This is a genomic window from Pristimantibacillus sp. Z349TD_6 (assembly GCF_056173205.1).
Map to the genome: position 1 here is coordinate 1,185,488 of NZ_CM149662.1, position 17,903 is coordinate 1,203,390.

General features: G+C 44.1%; 12 protein-coding genes. 7 read left to right on the forward strand and 5 right to left on the reverse strand.

Going from position 1 to position 17,903, the window contains the following annotated elements; genetic code table 11:
• Positions 1-6: 6 nt before the first annotated feature.
• Positions 7-957 (reverse strand): ABC transporter permease, encoded by a 951-nt coding sequence (locus tag AC0VYE_RS05130; protein WP_076271477.1) that lies wholly within the window; start codon positions 955-957, stop codon positions 7-9.
• Positions 958-1,098: 141 nt separating this feature from the next.
• Here AC0VYE_RS05130 and AC0VYE_RS05135 point away from each other — a divergent pair, with 141 nt between their 5' ends.
• The 3 genes from AC0VYE_RS05135 to AC0VYE_RS05145 all read left to right on the forward strand — a co-directional run bounded on the left by AC0VYE_RS05135 (position 1,099) and on the right by AC0VYE_RS05145 (position 6,319).
• Positions 1,099-2,940, forward strand: a complete 1,842-nt coding sequence (locus tag AC0VYE_RS05135) for a cache domain-containing sensor histidine kinase (RefSeq protein WP_475446477.1) — start codon at positions 1,099-1,101, stop codon at positions 2,938-2,940.
• Positions 2,918-4,528: a response regulator transcription factor gene (locus tag AC0VYE_RS05140; RefSeq protein WP_475446479.1), complete on the forward strand. Its 1,611-nt coding sequence runs from the start codon at positions 2,918-2,920 to the stop codon at positions 4,526-4,528. Before AC0VYE_RS05135 ends, AC0VYE_RS05140 begins: the two co-directional genes overlap by 23 nt.
• Positions 4,529-4,633: 105 nt before the next feature.
• Positions 4,634-6,319 (forward strand): type 2 periplasmic-binding domain-containing protein, encoded by a 1,686-nt coding sequence (locus AC0VYE_RS05145; protein WP_441907878.1) that lies wholly within the window; start codon positions 4,634-4,636, stop codon positions 6,317-6,319.
• A 302-nt stretch (positions 6,320-6,621) separates the two neighbouring features.
• Here AC0VYE_RS05145 and AC0VYE_RS05150 read toward each other — a convergent pair whose 3' ends face one another.
• Together AC0VYE_RS05150 and AC0VYE_RS05155 are read right to left on the reverse strand one after the other, a co-directional pair.
• On the reverse strand, positions 6,622-7,596 hold the full coding sequence (locus tag AC0VYE_RS05150) for an IS3 family transposase (protein ID WP_475449439.1): 975 nt from the start codon (positions 7,594-7,596) through the stop codon (positions 6,622-6,624).
• Positions 7,533-7,862, reverse strand: a complete 330-nt coding sequence (locus AC0VYE_RS05155; protein ID WP_475446268.1) for a transposase — start codon at positions 7,860-7,862, stop codon at positions 7,533-7,535. Before AC0VYE_RS05155 ends, AC0VYE_RS05150 begins: the two co-directional genes overlap by 64 nt.
• A gap of 350 nt (positions 7,863-8,212) precedes the next feature.
• On the opposite strand from AC0VYE_RS05155, the gene AC0VYE_RS05160 reads away from it, so the two are divergent.
• The gene (locus tag AC0VYE_RS05160) at positions 8,213-8,377 is read left to right on the forward strand and encodes a hypothetical protein (RefSeq protein WP_475446482.1); all 165 of its coding nucleotides are present in this window, start codon (positions 8,213-8,215) and stop codon (positions 8,375-8,377) included.
• An 809-nt stretch (positions 8,378-9,186) separates the two neighbouring features.
• Here AC0VYE_RS05160 and AC0VYE_RS05165 read toward each other — a convergent pair.
• Positions 9,187-9,810, reverse strand: a complete 624-nt coding sequence (locus AC0VYE_RS05165) for a sensor domain-containing protein (RefSeq protein ID WP_475446483.1) — start codon at positions 9,808-9,810, stop codon at positions 9,187-9,189.
• A gap of 129 nt (positions 9,811-9,939) precedes the next feature.
• Positions 9,940-13,488, reverse strand: a complete 3,549-nt coding sequence (locus AC0VYE_RS05170) for an Npt1/Npt2 family nucleotide transporter (protein WP_475446485.1) — start codon at positions 13,486-13,488, stop codon at positions 9,940-9,942.
• Positions 13,489-13,751: 263 nt separating this feature from the next.
• Here AC0VYE_RS05170 and AC0VYE_RS05175 point away from each other — a divergent pair, with 263 nt between their 5' ends.
• From AC0VYE_RS05175 to AC0VYE_RS05185, 3 genes are all read left to right on the forward strand, one after another.
• Positions 13,752-15,707: an ABC transporter substrate-binding protein gene (locus AC0VYE_RS05175; protein WP_475446487.1), complete on the forward strand. Its 1,956-nt coding sequence runs from the start codon at positions 13,752-13,754 to the stop codon at positions 15,705-15,707.
• A gap of 78 nt (positions 15,708-15,785) precedes the next feature.
• Positions 15,786-16,796, forward strand: coding sequence for a FecCD family ABC transporter permease (locus AC0VYE_RS05180; RefSeq protein ID WP_441907871.1), 1,011 nt, complete (start codon positions 15,786-15,788; stop codon positions 16,794-16,796).
• Entirely contained in the window at positions 16,789-17,787 is a 999-nt protein-coding gene (locus AC0VYE_RS05185) for a FecCD family ABC transporter permease (protein WP_475446489.1), read from the forward strand. The genes AC0VYE_RS05180 and AC0VYE_RS05185 overlap by 8 nt, the downstream gene beginning before the upstream one ends.
• Positions 17,788-17,903: the final 116 nt, after the last annotated feature.

Here is a 17,903-nt window from a genome sequence, read left to right on the forward strand (position 1 = left end):
CCCTTTCTAGAAGATTCGGTAACCGGCAAATTTATAAGCAAGACGATAAGAAATTACGATTAGAATTAAGCTGATCATCGATTTGAATAAACCAACGGCTGTTGCAAAGCTGAATTGACCGCTGAGTAGACCTTCACGATAGACAAAGGTGTCAATAATATCACCCTGCTGATAAATCAAAGGACTGTACAAGTTGAACACTTGGTCGAAGTTTGCATTCAGTACGTTACCAAGCGCCAAGGTTGCAACTACAATCGCAATTGGAATGAGTGATGGAATCGTAATATGCGTCGTTTGCTTGATACGGCCTGCACCGTCAACTTCAGCAGCTTCATAAAGTGCTGGATTAATACCGGCAAGCGCTGCAAGGAAGATAATCGTATTGAATCCAAATTCCTTCCACACATCACTAAAAATAATGGTGAAGCGGAACCAGGCGCCATCGCCCAAAAAGAAAATCGGCTTAATGCCGAATACATTGCTAATAAATTGATTAATAATTCCTGTCTGTGCGAGCATATCGATCAAAATTCCGGATAGCGTGACCCAGGAAAGGAAATGCGGCAGATAGACGAGCGTTTGGATGGATCTTTTGAGCCCCATGTTCCTGACTTCATTCAGAAGCAAAGCAAAAATGAACGGAATGATTAAGTTCAGCACGATTTTGGAGCAAGCAAAAAATAGGGTGTTCCACGTAATTTGCAAGAAATAATCATTTTGAAACATGTATTCAAAATGCTTCAAGCCTACCCATGGAGAGCCCATCATTCCAAGTGAAGCTTTATAATCTTGAAACGCCATCATAATACCTGTCATCGGTATATAGGAGAAGATGAAAACCGAAAGTACCGCCGGCAGCACCATGAAATGCAGCATCCAAGGTTGTTTATATTTGTGTTTTGTTTTTGCTCGTGGTGTGGTCTCCAAAGTCACTTGCTTTTCTGTGTTTGCTTCCATAGCTATCCCCCGTTCCATAAAATTGGTTTGTGTATAATAAGAAACCCTGCTATATATAGTAACAAGCATTTCTCTTACTGGACTATAGGACAATGTTAGGATTGATATGGTTTTGTTAGGGGATATCGTCTGGAGGAATGAATGATGGAGATTAGTAACGGTCTTGCTTTTGTCAAAAGAAAGATGGGTGCTCGGTTTAGCCTGTTTTCTAAAATGAATGGGTTGATCTTAATTTTGTTCATCCCCATTGTGATCATGTATACGTATTCAAACGACGTGGCCTTTAACGTTGTCAGCAAGGAGCTTAAGCTATCGAACACGAGGCAGTTGTCCTTTTTGTCCAGTCAAATTGACTCGCGGATTAATCAGATGGTCGATTTCTCCAATACATTCTCGAAAGATCCGAATGTGCAGAGATTTAATGGGCTTAAAATATGGGAAGATCGTTATGACCGCATGCAGACCCGCTTTATCGTTCAAGAGAAGATGGCACTGCAATCAGGCGTCATTAACATATGGCCAGTCAGATACACCGTTTACTCGCAACAAAACAAAGAGTTGATATCAAATTACAACAATCCTGCAGAGTACGATGAGGAATTTTTAAAGCGAAACATGAGCGGGAAATGGACCTATGGCAATGGCGAACCCAAGGCGGAGAATGAGCCCAGTTACTTTCATTGGTTTTATACCGAATCATATGGCCAGCAAGGTAAACTGAATGGCAGCAATCTGGTCATAGAAGCGAGCTTCAGTTATGAAAATATTCAAAACATGCTGGACACCTATAAGTCAGGCGGACAAGGCGATCCGATTTTTTATCATAAAGGGGACGCTCCGATTACGAATCGCAGTGCGGATCAACAGCTTTCAGGAGAGTTGGTTTCCTACTTGGACGAGCATTCGCTGGAAGATACAACGCAGCAGGTAGTGAAACTGCATGGTGAGAACTATTTGGTGAGCTCTGTTAAATCAACTTATTTGGGCTGGCATTTGGTTGACGTTGTTCCGCTCGACCAAATATTGAAGCCGATATCGATCACTCGCAATTTGTTTTATGTTTCGATGATTTTGTTATTTGTTGTGGGCATATCTGCTTCCATCCTGCTTTACCGTAATGTGCAGCGGCCGATCAGGCAATTGATCAAAGGTTTGCAAAGCGTGCAGCGGGGGGACTTCTCGTTTCGGATCAGCTCAAGCGTAAATAATGAATTTTCATTTTTATTTTACCGTTTTAACGATATGTCACGACAAATCCAAGACTTAATTGAAAATGTGCTGAATGAAAAAATTCGGTCAAGGGAAGCCACATTGAAGCAATTGCAGGCGCAAATTAATCCGCATTTTCTATATAACTGTCTGGGCTATATAATTAATATGGCACAGATGAAAGAACAGGAAGCGGTTGTGTCGATGGCTTACAACTTAAGCGCCTATTATCGCTATACGACTCGAACGGAGAGACAAACCGCCGCGCTGGACGAAGAAATTAAATTACTCATTAATTATTTGGACATTCAGAAGCTGCGCAACGGCAGAATTGATTATACAATAGATATCCCAGCAGAAATGCTGAAGCAGCGCATACCGCCGCTAATGCTTCAACCTATCGTAGAAAATGCGGTCATTCATGGTATAGGAAAATCCTATACATCTGGAGAAATTCGAATTACCGGCGAGATGTCGGACGGGTTATGCAAAATATATATCGATGACGATGGGCCGGAGCTTGAGTCAAGTGCGCTTGAAGCGTTGAATGCAAAAATGAGCGAGCCATTGAAAGAGGAAATGGGCTGCGGTCTTTGGAATACGAATCAGCGTATCATTCATCAATTTGGCGATAAATCTTATTTATGCTTCAAAAAATCGCCATTAGGAGGATTTCGGACAGAAATCGTATGGGAAACAGCATCTGGAGAAGAACAGAGACCTTATCCTACTTTACAAGGAGATACACAACATGCAGATGATAATCGTAGATGATGAAGCACACTGGGTAGAGAATTTATCGATGCACAAGCCTTGGCATACACTTGGTATTGAGCAGGTTCATAAAGCTTACTCTGCACATGAGGCGCTTCAAATTATAGAAACGAATCCCATTGATATTGTCATATCCGATATTTTAATGCCAGAAATGACGGGGCTTGAACTCATAGAGAAAATACGAGAACGCGATAAAAGAATGAAATGTATTATTTTATCAGGACATTCGGACTTTGAATTTGCCAAAAAAGCGGTTCAAAATCAAACGGTAGATTATTTGCTAAAGCCGCCGTCGGATAACGAGCTGTTCAGCGCGGTTAAGACTGCGATTGATCAATTGCAAGCGGAATGGGAAGCGGTCAGCTCACAAGAGCGGACGGAGTATACGCTGAGGGAGAATCTGCCGCTGCTGCGCGGTCAGTTGCTGATTGATGCGCTAAAAGGCTACCGAATGTCTGCTGATGAATGGACTCGAAAGCTTGAAAGCTATGGCTTGCCGTTCAGTTATGGAGATTGCACATTGCTGCTTGTACGTATGGAAGAGGAATTTGGGCAATATACAAGTAACGGTCAACAGCTGATGGAATATGCCATTATCAATATGGCGGAAGAGATCTTCAGTGAATTTTCTGAAGTATGGGGAGTTAAGGAGGAGCATGGTTATTTGGTGTTCTTGCTTCAACTGAGGGATAAGGGTTCAATCCCTGGAAAAGAGAAGATTTTGGAGAAGCTTGCGATTCAGCTTCAGCATAAAGTAAAACAATTTTTGAAGGGCTCCTTATCCATCGTACTATCAGAATCTTTCAAGTTTCCTGAACAGCTTCAGGATAATTATCGCAAATCGTTCGCTTACTTTAGGCAAATCGTAGGGGACGAGCGAGAATTTGTTATGCGAGTCGGCGATATGGAGCCAAGCGTATCGCATGGTCCGTTGGACGCTCTTTATATGCCGCCGTCTTTGATCAGCTTATTAGAGGCGGGGCGCTGGGAGGCTGCGGAGGATAAGCTGGTGAGCGTTTGCGCGGAGCTCGACGAGAGATGGTCCGACTCATGGGAGCATTGCATGGAGGCTGGATTTTTGATCGCCTCCTCGTTCACACAGCTGGCACATCGGAATGGGCATACGCTGGTCAAGCTGCTAGGGGCAGATATGGAGCCTTTGCAAAGCGGAGAAGCTTTTACATCGATCAGCAAGCTGCGCAAGTGGTCGCTTAACGTGCTTTCGAAGCTGAAGGACGGCACCTCAAGTGAAATTAAAGATATACGTTCTTCTTATGTGAAGAAGATTCAAAATTTCGCGGAGGAGCATCTTCACGAAGACGTTTCTTTGCGAGCGCTCGCTGACCATGTGAATTTGCATCCTACCCATCTGTCCAAAATATATAAGATTGAGACGGGTGAAGGCATAAGTGATTATATATCACGTCTGCGCATGGAACGTGCCTGCCATAAGCTAAAAACAACAAGCAAAAAGATTTATGAAATTAGCATGGAAATCGGCTATTTGGACCCGGCTTATTTTATCAAAGTGTTCAAACGCCAGTATGGTGTAACACCGCAGGAATATAGGGACGGCAATCAATAGCCTAACAGAGTCCTATGGAAACTAACAATGTCCTATAGATACCCCCCCGTACAAATTGTTAAAGTTACTCATGTAAGGATCTTACACCGTAGGGGGAAAAGAAAAATGGCTAAATTCAAAAAAGCAGGGCTTCTACTTGCAGCTTTGGGACTCGTTTTCGTTACAGCTTGCAGCGGTAATACCGGCAAGAACGCAAACAAAGAAGAGTCAGGTTCAACGAATACTAGTACTAGTACAGCTGATAGCGCATTCGCCGCTGGCAAATACGATCCACCGATTGAAATCAGCACCGTATTGATGCCGATTAAGAACTATGGCGGTAAAGGCGATACGAAGGAAAACAACGTCCACGATCGTTGGATGCTTGAAACACTTGGTATTAAACATAAGGATACTTGGTATCCAGCAAGTGATGATCAATACAGACAAAAGCTTCAACTTGCTATTTCTTCAGGCGAGAAGCTTCCGGATTTTGTAAAGGTACCAACAAACGCTGTATTGACTAACCAACTCATCGATTCTGGTCAGTTTATTGCAATTGATGAGCTGTTTGACAAGTACGCAACAAAAGTTTGGAAGGACCATGCTGAGAAAAACCCTGAGCTTTGGTATCCCTTCACAAGAGATGGCAAGAAATACAATGTGCCATTGATGGAGTACACGAACAATGACAACACGCTGCTTTGGCTTCGTGAAGATTGGATGGAGAAGCTGAAACTAGAGGCTCCAAAAACAATTGCAGATCTAGAAGTCATTATGGACAAATTCAAAAACGAGAACCCTGACGGCCTAGCGCCAAAAGATGTTTATCCATTAGCGATTTCTTTGAAAGGCGCTACGAACACTTGGATGGGCGGACTCGATTGGTTATTCGGTGCTTATGGTTCTGTTCAAGAGCAATGGAACAAAGATAAAGACGGAAATCTTGAATACGGTTCCGTAAATCCAGGAGCAAAAGCAGCGCTTGCTAAGCTTCAAGAATGGATGAACAAAGGTTATATCCATGCAGACTCCGCTTTGTGGGATGAAGGCAAGTCAGCAGAAAGCTGGACAAAAGGCGCAGCAGGCATCTTGCCAGGCGCGAACTGGGTACCAGATTGGCCGGCTCCAGATTTGTTGAAAAACGTACCAGGCTCCAAATATAAAGCTTACCCGGTACCTGCAGGTCCGGACGGTTACATGGGTACAAAATGGCAGAACTCTGGCGTAAACGCTAGTATTATGATCAACAAGGATGCGAAGCATCCGGAAGCTATTTTCTTGTACTATAACTACTTGCTTGAAAACCTAGCGAATCCTACAGTTGGCAGCAAATATGAACATGGTTTTGCTCAAGGTTATGACTGGGATATCGTAGACGGTCAACCAACGAGTAACAAGGATAAAATCCCTGGATTCACGAACGAATTCCCGTTCCTAACAGGTCCGGCTCGTATTCCTGATCTATTTATGACAACTTTGGTTAAACTTGCTGACGGAGCTGCTCCGGAAACACCTTACGAGAAACAAACGGCTGAATTCCGCAAACCTGAAAACTGGTATGCAGCGAAAGTCGTAATGGATCAAAAGGATATTCGCAAACAAAACTACTTTACAGGTGCAGCAACAGAAACAATGGTTTCGAAATGGAACTTGCTGCGTCAATCCGAGATGGAAACGTTCAACAAAATCATCTACGGCAAATTGCCGGTTGATGCTTTCGATGAGTTTGTATCCAGCTGGAAAGCAAATGGCGGAGACCAAATCACAAAAGAAGTTAATGAGTGGTTCCAATCCGTTTCTAAGAAATAAAGATCTTGGCCCGCAGAGTATTCTGCGGGCTTTTTTGTGTGTGTTGGGATGTGCGGTGCGAATGGGGAGGAGGTGGGTGGCATGAACAAGATAAAAAAGGGGGGATAGAGAGGCTGGTGCTTGGAAGGTGGATTATTACGTAGAACAGTGCTGCGTGAAGCGGATAGAGCAGACCTGCTTGAGCGTAACGGACATCTGAGCGCTTATTTGTATCGAATTGGCTGTTTTTGAGGAGCTAACGGACATGAGCGGGTTAACCCCCTAAATTTGGACACATGCGCACTCATTCTTTTTCAATCGCATTATAATGCAATTTTTTTAGGCATTAGTTTTTCAGAAAGTATCAACTGTAAATATTCGTAAGGCGACCAGTCCTGAAGACTTCCATGAATACGGACTTGGTTGTAATAACGGATAAACCGATCTACTTCCGTGAATGCCTCTTCGTAGGTCTCAAAGCAATGACGTTGGTAACATTCTCGTTCCAAAATACTGTGAAACGATTCGATGTAGGCGTTCTTGTTAGGTGAACGGTTCGGAATACGTTCGTGCTCAAGCGGGGCTTGCTCACAATACGTATAGAAAGCCTTGCTTATAAACTGCGGACCATTGTCGGTTCGGATAACCAATTTGTGTGCTTGCTCGTGGATGTTGCGCTTCAAAATCGCCTTTTGTACCACCGTTATTATGTCGTTCGTATTACAGGCTTTGCCTCGATGATACGAGATGATGGCACGGTCAAATACATCAATTATGCTTGCCAGATAGAAGTGTCGCCGTTGACCAGCTACATAGCCGTATTTAATATCCAGCTGCCATAGTTGATTAGGACCGTCCACTACGCGGTTATTGGCTATTCGTTTCGGTACGGGATTCGCTGCCTCTCGCTGAGGAGCAAGGATTTGGAGCTCTTTGCACAGTCGATAGATCTTCTTCTTATTAATGACGAGTTGGTATTTTCGACGTAATAGGACGGTTAGTTTACGGTAGCCGAATGCAGCATTAGGTCCTTTGATGAGAACACGAAGCCAGCCTTTAATGCGAGCATCCAAGACGACGTTGCCACTTTTATCATAGGAATAGCCCGGAATTGGCCGCCCCTTTCCTTTGGGATGACATCGATCTGGATGTTGAAGGCGGTAGTAATACGTTGAACGAGGTAGGTCACAGATGCGCAATACCGTTCGGACGGGATAGCCTCGCTCAATCCATGTTAACGCTGTCTCCAGTCTGGGTGCTTTTTTTTTACCAAATCTCTGAGAATGCTTAGTTCCAATTCTTTCTCTCCAAGCTGTTTTATTGCTTGATCATATTTAAGCTGCAAGGCTTCCAGCTTGGCTGCATCCTTTTTTAGTTTATTTTCATCGTCATGTCTTTTCGCCATAAGTTCCCCCACCTCATCCTGATATTGACGAACCCAACAGCTAAGCGTCTTAGGAGACATACCGTGTTTTCTGGCCACAACCTCCGTACGGTAACCAGCTAACACTTCTACAACAAGCTCCTTTTTCGCTTCAACCGGGCATCTAAATCGTCTTTTCACTGGTCATTCCCCCACCATAAATTTAGTGTAGCTGAAAGGAGTGGGAGTGTCCAAATGGATTAGGGGGCTATATAGTGAGATCCGCTATTTGGGCTAAAGTGCTTGAATTTTGCACCTTTTTACTAGAATAACCGATCCTATGTCCGTTAAATTCTAGATTAGATATAATTATTGGAAATAGCGGAACCTATGTCCGTTAGGTGCTAGCCTATAAATGCAAAGCACTGTTTTTGAGGTGATTTGGTGTCAATGATTTCGATCGCAGAGTGTATGGATGAATGTGAGAAAAAGCTCTGAAGGGTATATGTGTGAAAGATGATCATGCTACGAAAGATGCGGGTAGTGTGGGCTTGGTAAACAATTGTGTGTGGAGCGGTGATTGTGAAGTGGGCGTGGGCGTGGATGACGATTGTGCTTGGAAAACGGTAGGTGGTGCGATAAACAATTGTGTATGGACGAGTGATGGTGACGACGATCGAGCGCGGAACGAAGCAAGAAATATGGTGGTTGAGTAGACTATTGTATGGGAACTGTGATTGTGGTGTGGGAGAGGGTGTGGCGGGAAATCGTGCTACTAGAGATGCGGATTTTTTTGTGCGAACAACAGTGTGTGGAACGGTAATAGTGGCTTGCTTGTAGTGGACGATTGAGCACGAAGCGGCGGCGCGGATGTTGTGTGTTTGGCGAAGGGTTCAGAGTAGAACGCTGCAATGTGGAATGGATGAAGCATACCTGCTTGAGCGTATCGGATATAATATCCGTTGTGTGGAGGAAATCGTGCTACTAGAGATGCGGATTTTTTTGTGCGAACAACAGTATGTGGAACAGTAATGGTGGCTTGCCAGTAGTGGACGTCTGAGTTCGGAACGGCGCGGATGTTGTGTGTTTGGCGAAGGATTCGGAGTAGAACGCTGCAATGTGGAATGGATGAAGCATACCTGCTTGAACGTAACGGACATCAGAGCGCTTATTTGTATCGAATTGGCTGTTTTTGAAGAGCTAACGGACATGAGATCCGCTATTTGGGCTAAAGTGCTTGAATTTTACACCTTTTTACTAGAATAACGGATCCTATGTCCGTTAAATTCTAGATTAGACATAATTATTGGAAATAGCGGAACCTATGTCCGTTAAGTGCAAGCCTAAGAATGCCCAGCACCGTTTTAAGCTTGTGGTTGTTGAGAATAACGGCATCTATGTCCGTTATTTCGAGTATTCAGCAGTATGCAGCATGCTTAAAAAATAGCTGTTCCAGCACCACAATTGCCATCGTGATAATATGCTTATAAGGTGCTGGGTTAGTTTGTATGGTGTAACGGAGTGGCTAAATGGACTTCGAAATCATCTGAATATATGCGGCATACATGCGTCCGAGCGCTCGCAATAACATCGGCTGCACAAATACGAGCACTAAGCCGATACCGCCAGCTATCCAAGAGCGCTGTGCAGAAGTAATTTCTGCGTAAAAAGGAAAGAAGGTCCAGGTGGACTGAAATAGATCGAAATTGAAGAAGTCTGCACTCACCTTATAGGCAAATGGGGAAAGCATGACTGCATAGGCGGTAACTGGCAGGACAATGCCTAATGTAAACCCGGTAATACCAATCGGAAGCTGCAATAGGCTGTACAGAATACCTTGGTAGGTATGACCCTTTCCAAGAAGACGAAACAATGACCGCGAGCCTTCCCAGCTAAGGGATAGTTGTTCGTCTACCCGATCAAGCGATTGGGAATTACCTCGATACCAAGCTAGAGTAGATTGTTGTTCCTTGACCATCAACCAGCGACACGCTGCAAGTGTCGCCCACAACATGGGCAATCCAACCCATAAGATGATCAGCGGCAAGCTTACTGATAAACCTGCAACAGCTATTACAAATGCTATGATTCCTTTCGGAAGCGACATTAGAAGCATGGCCCAAGCTTTTACGGCACTTTGTTTTTGCATGTTTAAACCCCTCTCATACCAACACTTTCTTCAGTATAGAGGGATCACTCTACTTAAGCATTGATCCAAAGACTGGATAGCGTGCTCGACTTTGGTCTAGTATTCTTATCTTTTTTTTGGAAAATAAACTCAGACCAACCGCTCTGTATCCTGCGTTCTCTCAACCAACACGCGCATTAAGCCTTTTAAAACATGAATTTTTTGGAAGCAAAAAGAAAAGACCTGCTCTCTAGTCAGTTCCAGCAAAATGGTGCGGCTAATGGCTGTACAATCGGCTGACCGCGGCTGTCCGTCGATGATGGCCATCTCACCAAAACATTGTCCGACCTCGAGTGTTGCAAGCTGCTCAGATCCCTTATGCACTTGCACTTTCCCTTCAATAATTCCGTACATGGTGTCACCATCTTCACCAATGCCACAAATTCTCTCACCGGGCTCATACACGGATTCTTCCACCATTCGAGCCAGCTTTATAAAGTCTTCTTGTGAGCAGTGGGCAAAAAGGCTAATCTTCTGCAGCACAAGAATACGCCTAATAATTGTCTCGTTTCGGTCTTCAGCTTCAATTGACGCAAGAGCATGATCCTCGACAGCGGCTTCTTCTATTGCAGCATCCAGAACGGCTCTTGAAACCTTCTCATTGGTGTTGCGCAATCGAAGCGACAACTGCTTCATCAGCTCCATAGCAATTTCGGTTCGATCAAAAATCATTTCGTAAAATGCACTCGAAGTCAGCTCGTATAGGACGACATTCTCTTCCGCTATAACGGTTGCAGAGCGAACTCTTTGCGTGATGACGCTTATCTCGCCAAAATAATCGTAAGCGCTGAGCTCATTAATTTTGTGGCCATAGATATAAATGCCTGTACGGCCTTGTTCAATAAGATAGAGAGAGTCACCAGCATCTCCTTCGCGAACGATTTCGACTCCTTTATTTATCCATACCTTTTGCAGGCGCATCGCGATGTTGAAGAAATCACGGCCTGTTAAACCAGCAAATAAAGCTACACGTTTGAGCAAATGAATTTGTTTCATAAGTGAATCCTGCATAAGCTTATCGTCTGATTGTGTTAAATAATCAATATTTAGATTAATCCAAGGATCGCCTTGATCATAAAACCACTGTATTGCTTCTTTAACATGCAGTTCCGAGGGAGCTTCTTCTCTGGGAGTGGAAGATGATGAAATGATTTTTGTCATGTCAGTCCGCAATTTCCCTTTAAGCAGCTGGTCAATTACTTCAATGGCATTAGCCTGCTGCCTAGCATTGCCATCCTGCCAATTGGCATACACAGCGTGAATGGACCTTGAGTCATAAAGAAAGGCCAGCAGCTGGAAAATCCTTTTTACATGACGAACCCGCATCTGTTCAATCGCCTCAGCTAGATCACTCATTCGATTTGTATTACCGATAAGTGCAAGTTGCTCCACCCATATGAAATAATAGGAGATTTCCTGATCGATCAAATGCTCAGCATGTTTTTTGTCAACCTGATTGGATCCAGCATGAATCCGAGTTGCAGACTCAAGCGTTTTCTCCCTAAGCTCGCTGGAAAAGAACAAATAATGCCTCAATAAGGCATCTAGTGCAGCTTGTGTTCCGATTTCCTCTAATACGCGTGGCAAATGAAGATTAAGCTCTTTCGCAGTCATGCGGCTTTCAAGTATAGGAATGATAATGGCCTCATCATAGCTTGTTAATGCAGCAGTAGCTTGAAGCCTGACCTTGCTATCATCAAGAAGCGGAATAATGAACTGAACCAGCTCGGGTACTCGCAATGTGGAAGCAGACTCCAATGCCCGTATACGAACGAGATGGGAGAAGTCCTCGAACATCGGAATCAACGGTTTGTAAAAGCTGGCAATGCCAATTTGTCCGAACAGGCCCGCCATGGCAATACGCTCTTCTTCCTGTCCATTTTTGAGCAGCTCCTTTAATACGCCGACGGCTTGGAACATGCCTTCTATGCCATAATATTTAATTAATCCGACGATGGCTGCTGCTCGTATATGAACATCCTCATCATGCAGATAGGCAGTAATGCGATCTAATTGCTCTTCCAGCGCATAGGCAGATAAGGCAAGGATGGCATGGGCGCGAATGATAACTGATGATGAAGAAAGATGGGCTTCAAGCTTCCTTTCACCAAGGGCAGGCGTGCTCAATTGAAGGTATTTTAACGCTTCGATCTGCAGCTCCTGAACGGGATGCTGAAGCAGAGGGGTGATCTGCTCATTCATATCAAATTCTTGTATGCCGCTGAGAAGTGTAAAAGCATATAAAGCTTGCTGCCTGTCATGTCTATGCAGCGCTCCGGCTAAAATTTGAATGCTCGCTGGATCTACGAAATCCGGCTCATCTTGCAGGTCCATGCTTTTCGATTGCAGAGTTGATAAAAGCATGCTTAAATAGTTTTTCTTAATTTTTATCGCCGCAAGGATACAGCAGCCTATCAACGCAAGAATAAAATAACTGAATTGCTCAATCGCGAACCATTGCGAAAGCACAATGAGACTGATTGCCGCGATTCCTTTGGCACCATTTCGTACAATGCCATCGAGGAAACCTTTGGCTCTTCCGCGCCATTCGGGAGCAACGGGAAACATGATGAGCTGACTTACGGAGGAGTATATCGTATCACCAAGCACCTTATCACTTGCTTTAACTGCAGTTGCAATGGCAAGCACAGGCATGATGAGGAGAGCGAAGCTTCCTGTAAACAAGACGATCGGAAAAACAAGAATCGCAGTCATGACACCGTAGCGGGTTATCATTTTTCCGGAAATGAATAATTGAACAAATAGCGCAAGCAATCCCGCAAATCCATAAAAGCTGCCCATAAAGCTGGCGAGCTCTTCATTTTGCAAGGTGCCGCGAAGAATAACTTTGAATTGATAATCAATAAGCGTCAGGGAGATTGTAAGCGTACCGGCCATGATCGCCACATATTTAAGATGAGGCACGCTTTGGAATAAGCCTTGTTTCTCTTCAACGGCTCGCGTTTGTGCTTTGGATAACTTTTTAACAGTAGATTTAATCGCGAAAAACTCGGCTGGATTTGGCACTCCTCGCAGAAGCTTAAGGACAAACAGCAGGCAAAGCAGCTGTGCAGCAGCATAGATGAAGATTAAATTTTCGGTTCCTAACGGCTGTACCAGCAGCTTTAGACCAAAGCCGCTCAAAATACCGCCAACAAGTCCACCGCTTCCTACAAAACCAATCATGCGTTTCGCTTTGCGCTGATCCATAATGGAGGTCGCAAACTGCCAGAAGCAGACGATCATCAGAAAGTTTAGTACATCATATCCGACGTAGATGACGGGGAAAATCCAGCTAAAGCCGATCCCGACAGCAAGTCGCGAAAGAAGTGCGAGCATAGAAGCAATGATTATAACTCTAACAACGAGTTGATCGGTGCGGAAGCGTCCGCATAGCTTTTGGTATATAAATCCGGTTAAGAGAAGGGTGGCTGCTTGGGGCAAATACATATACGATAAGACGGATGCGTCGTATCTGCTGAGAAATAAAGTATCTGCTGCTGTTCGACTGATAGTAGAAGCAGCGACGACGAAAAATAGATAACCGAATAAATAAAATATTTTGCTATATTCCGTTCGATCGGATTGAAATTGACGTGAGAGCAGAGTGAATGGATTAATGATACTTTTCTTAGACATGATACTTGTTCCTCTCCGTTTCTCTTCCTGCCCGCAATTGCTTAAGAAGAATAGTATATATGAAGAAAATACATATTGGAACAAAATTTGCTAGAATACTGCGCGATACGTATGGTCTTTTGAAGCAAGTATTAGATTCTTTGCTAAAAATAATGTCATGATTTATGCTGTCAGACATTGCAAATGATAATCGTTATCATTTATAATGATAATGAATGTTTATATGTAATGCTTTCACAGGGAGAAGGGAGTGATCCGACACGATGAAAATGAGTGATCACCTAATGTTATGGAATCATGCTTCGATCAAAGTGATGGATATACGCCATACGGTCATGGAACCAGGCGAGGAGCTGCGATCGTATCGCTTGCCAACCAGCGCTTTTTTTTATGCGATTCGCGGCAGTGCGCAGATGTGGTCGGATGGAACGATGCACATGGTAAATCGATTTCATGTTTTGCATGGCGGCAAAGGAATGTGCCTTGATATTACCGCTCATGATGCTTTTGAATATTATATGATTTTTTATAAAGCTATTCTCGCTTTGCCTTCTCGCCAACCTTTAATGAAGCTAATGGAGACGGATAACCCATTCCAACTGCAATATAGCTTTGTGCCTCATTATCCGATCCCCTTATATCATAGTGTTGAGCTAATGAGCAAGGAATGGCGTGAGCCAGAACTATTGGAGAAATTACATATAAAAATGTTATTCTATCAATTTGCCTATGAGCTTTTAAGTCAAATGAGCAGCCAAAACGTGAAGACCCAAAAGGTAGATCTCGTGTCACAAGTGGTTCGTTATATTCATGAGCACTCTTCAGACCGGGTAACATTGGACGAGCTTGCAGAGCTGCTGGATTGCAGCGTCAGTTACTTATCAAGGAAATTCAAGCATGCGACAGGCAAAAGTCCCATTGAGTATTTGATTGCTGTTCGAATCGACAAAGCGAAGGTACTTTTGCAAAATACAGATGCAACGCTGCAAGAAATAGCCGAGAGCGTAGGTTTCTCAGATGACAGTTATTTCAATCGCATGTTCAAAAAACATGTAGGCATGTCGCTTGGTCAATTTAAAGCAAAGGTTCAAAATAATCCTGTGGATCGTTCAAGATATACAATTGTCCCACGCAGAATCAGGCGTTATAGTGGTAATGGTTATGAAAATCATTATCAATACAAGAAAGTGGGAATATTCAAAATGTATAGAGGATCAAGAACACCAATGGCTGCATCATTATTGCTTTGCTTTGTTTTATTTCTCAGCGCCTGCTCTGCGGGTACGTCAAATACGAGTTCAACAAATGGAGGGTCGTCTGCACCAACCGCTAATGTGTCTGAAGCAGCTGCAACCGACTCCACACCAGCAAATGTTACCCGCGTAGTAAAACATGCGATGGGGGAAGCAACGATAACTGGCGCGCCTGAGCGTGTTGTCATACTTACGAACGAAGGAACGGAAGCCCTTCTTGCTGTTGGCATTAAACCGATCGGCGCGGTGCAATCTTGGATTGGCGACCCTTGGTACGACCATATCAAAGATGAGATGCAGGACGTTACCGTTGTAGGCGATGAACTGCAGCCGAATATTGAAATGATCGCGAGCCTGAAGCCAGATCTAATAATCGGGAACAAGGTCAGACAGGAAAAAATATATGATCAGCTAAGCCAAATCGCGCCGACCGTATTCGCAGAGGACTTGGTTGGAGATTGGAAAATCAACTTTAAGCTTTATATGGAAGCCGTGGATAAGACGGAAGAAGGCGAAAAGGCGATGGCTGACTTCGACAAGCGTGTTGCTGAAGTGAAAGCGAAGCTAGGCAGCAAAGCGGATACGAAAATTTCGGTTGCACGCTTCTCCGCTTCCCAGGTAAGAATCTATCAGAAGCAAACCTTCTCGGGCGTACTCTTAAATGATTTAGGATTTGCACGGCCTGAGTCGCAGGATAAGGATTCATTTATTGAAGTGATGTCCAAAGAAACGATTCCAAGCATGGATGGAGACGTATTATTCTACTTCGTCACGGAGGCAGCTGGGAAGACAGATGCATCCAAGGTGGTAGAGGAGTGGATGAACGATCCGTTATTCAAAAAACTAAATGTCGTGCAAAACAACAAGGTAATAAAAGTAGATGAAGCGATTTGGAATTCTGCTGGAGGCTACAAGGCTGCAAATTTATTGCTGGATGAGATTGTTGCCTATTTTGATGTAAAGTAGCTTAGCATTGTTAGTCAGCAAGCTGACGTCGTGACTATCAGACGTCAGCTTATTTTTGATGAAAGGGGTGAAGTTAACATGGCATTAAGGCTCCATAGCCGTAAAAGAAAGCTGGTGAGCCTGGTGGCAGGCGCCGTGCTGCTGCTCATCGGTATGCTCGTTAGTATTCTATATGGCATCCATCTATTCGAATTAAAAGATTTATGGCGTGCCTATACGCAATTTGACGGTTCGGATGCACATCTCATTATTAGAAATACGCGAGTTCCTCGAGCACTAATTGCGGCAGCAGTAGGGGCGAGTCTTGCTATTGCGGGTGCAATCATGCAAGTGTTAACCAAAAATCCGTTAGCTTCTCCATCTATATTCGGCATCAATTCAGGCGCTGTTCTATTTATTGTTGTCAGCTTGGCTATGCTAGGCTCCTCACTAACCATGAACGGAATGGTTTGGATTGCTTTAGCAGGAGCAGCCACTACTTCTTTGCTTGTTTTTACACTGGGAATGCAGGGGAGAAGCGGTTTTGAGCCAATTAAGCTTACGTTGGCCGGAGCTTCTGTAGCTGCATTTGCTTCCTCCCTATCCTCAGGCATTATGCTGATAAATAAAGAATCTCTTGATTCGGCATTGTTTTGGATGGTCGGCTCTGTATCTGGGAGACAATTAACTCATCTAACTATCGTATTTCCTTATATGCTGCTAGGATGGGTCCTAGCGCTGCTATTGGCAGGGTCTTTAAACGTGATGGCTTTGGGCGATGATAGTGCCAAAGGCCTTGGTCAGCGAATGATGCTTATCCGGGTTGTATCTGTCCTTGCTGTTGTACTTTTAGCAGGAAGCTCGGTTGCGGTGGCAGGGCCAATTGCGTTCATTGGATTAATTGTGCCTCATCTTTGCAGATATATAGTTGGAAATGACTATCGCTGGCTATTTCCTTATTGTGCGTTGGTAGGAGCAATCCTCCTCGTATTCGCTGATATCGCTTCGCGGTTTATCCTTATGCCCAAGGAGGTACCTGTAGGTGTAGCTACTGCGCTTATTGGTGTTCCTTTCTTGATTTATGTGGCGAGAAGGAGTAAACATGCATAGAGGAATAGGCAAATCTATCTTAATACTCGCAATATTAAGCATCGCACTGATTGCGTTGTCTATTCTTTGTTTATCCATAGGCGGTGTAAGCATTCCTGTTAAGGAAATCTTCCTTTCACTGCTGGGTAAAAATAAAGAGGGCAGCGACTTAATTATTATGCAGTTTCGTATGCCACGAATTGTGGCAGCTGTTTTAGTCGGCGGAGCCTTGGCGGTTGCAGGTGCTGTGCTTCAAGGCGTGATACGGAATCCGCTTGCATCACCAGATTTGCTGGGTGTGACCGGCGGGGCGTCAGTTGCGGTTGTAGCTTTTATGACGCTATTCACAGGATACAGTGTTCACTGGATTCCTTTTATAGCTGTCGCGGGGGCATTCGTTATTGCTGCTCTAAACTATACGCTAGCTTGGAAAAATGGGGTTTCACCGTTCAGGCTCGTACTTATTGGTATTGGCATATCGACTGCAATGGGGGCACTTACGATATTTCTGCTTATTAGCGGACCAGCCTATTTGGCTGCACAAGTGCTGAACTGGATGACGGGAAGCATCTACGGGACGAGTTGGAAATATATTGAGGTGCTGTGGCCTTGGGTCGCCATTTTCATTCCATTATCCATTCTCTATGCAAAAGAGCTGAACGTACAATCCTTAGGTGAAGCAACGGCAATCGGGTTAGGCAGTCGACTTCAATTAAGCCGTATGATTCTGATGTTCTATAGCGTAGCGCTTGCAGGAGCAGCGGTCGGAATTGCCGGAACTATTTCTTTTTTAGGTTTATTGGCTCCACATATGGCTAGAAAGCTTATCGGCCATTCTTATAAACTAGTAATCCCAGTATCCACTCTTCTGGGTGCGATGATATTGCTATTGGCTGATCTGGCGGGGAGAATGCTTTTCCAACCGCTTGATATTCCAGCCGGTGTCTTTACCGCAGGTATAGGCGCTCCGTTCTTTATGTACCTTTTGTTTAAACGGAAAGCTTTTAAATGATGTTGTTCGCTTAAAAAGAAGAACGGCGACCGATTATGGTCGCCGTTTTTTCTTGTATAATCATTCTAGGAAGCTTTATAGCCAAGCAGGCAAAAAAAGTTAATATAACAAGGAGG

Excerpts from the sequence above, each read along its gene's own strand:
- AC0VYE_RS05130 (WP_076271477.1), bottom strand. The coding sequence starts at position 957 with ATGGAAGCAAACACAGAAAAGCAAGTGACTTTGGAGACCACACCACGA.
- AC0VYE_RS05135 (WP_475446477.1), top strand. The coding sequence starts at position 1,099 with ATGATGGAGATTAGTAACGGTCTTGCTTTTGTCAAAAGAAAGATGGGT.
- AC0VYE_RS05140 (WP_475446479.1), top strand. The coding sequence starts at position 2,918 with ATGCAGATGATAATCGTAGATGATGAAGCACACTGGGTAGAGAATTTA.
- AC0VYE_RS05145 (WP_441907878.1), top strand. The coding sequence starts at position 4,634 with ATGGCTAAATTCAAAAAAGCAGGGCTTCTACTTGCAGCTTTGGGACTC.
- AC0VYE_RS05165 (WP_475446483.1), bottom strand. The coding sequence starts at position 9,810 with ATGCAAAAACAAAGTGCCGTAAAAGCTTGGGCCATGCTTCTAATGTCG.
- AC0VYE_RS05170 (WP_475446485.1), bottom strand. The coding sequence starts at position 13,488 with ATGTCTAAGAAAAGTATCATTAATCCATTCACTCTGCTCTCACGTCAA.
- AC0VYE_RS05175 (WP_475446487.1), top strand. The coding sequence starts at position 13,752 with ATGAAAATGAGTGATCACCTAATGTTATGGAATCATGCTTCGATCAAA.
- AC0VYE_RS05180 (WP_441907871.1), top strand. The coding sequence starts at position 15,786 with ATGGCATTAAGGCTCCATAGCCGTAAAAGAAAGCTGGTGAGCCTGGTG.
- AC0VYE_RS05185 (WP_475446489.1), top strand. The coding sequence starts at position 16,789 with ATGCATAGAGGAATAGGCAAATCTATCTTAATACTCGCAATATTAAGC.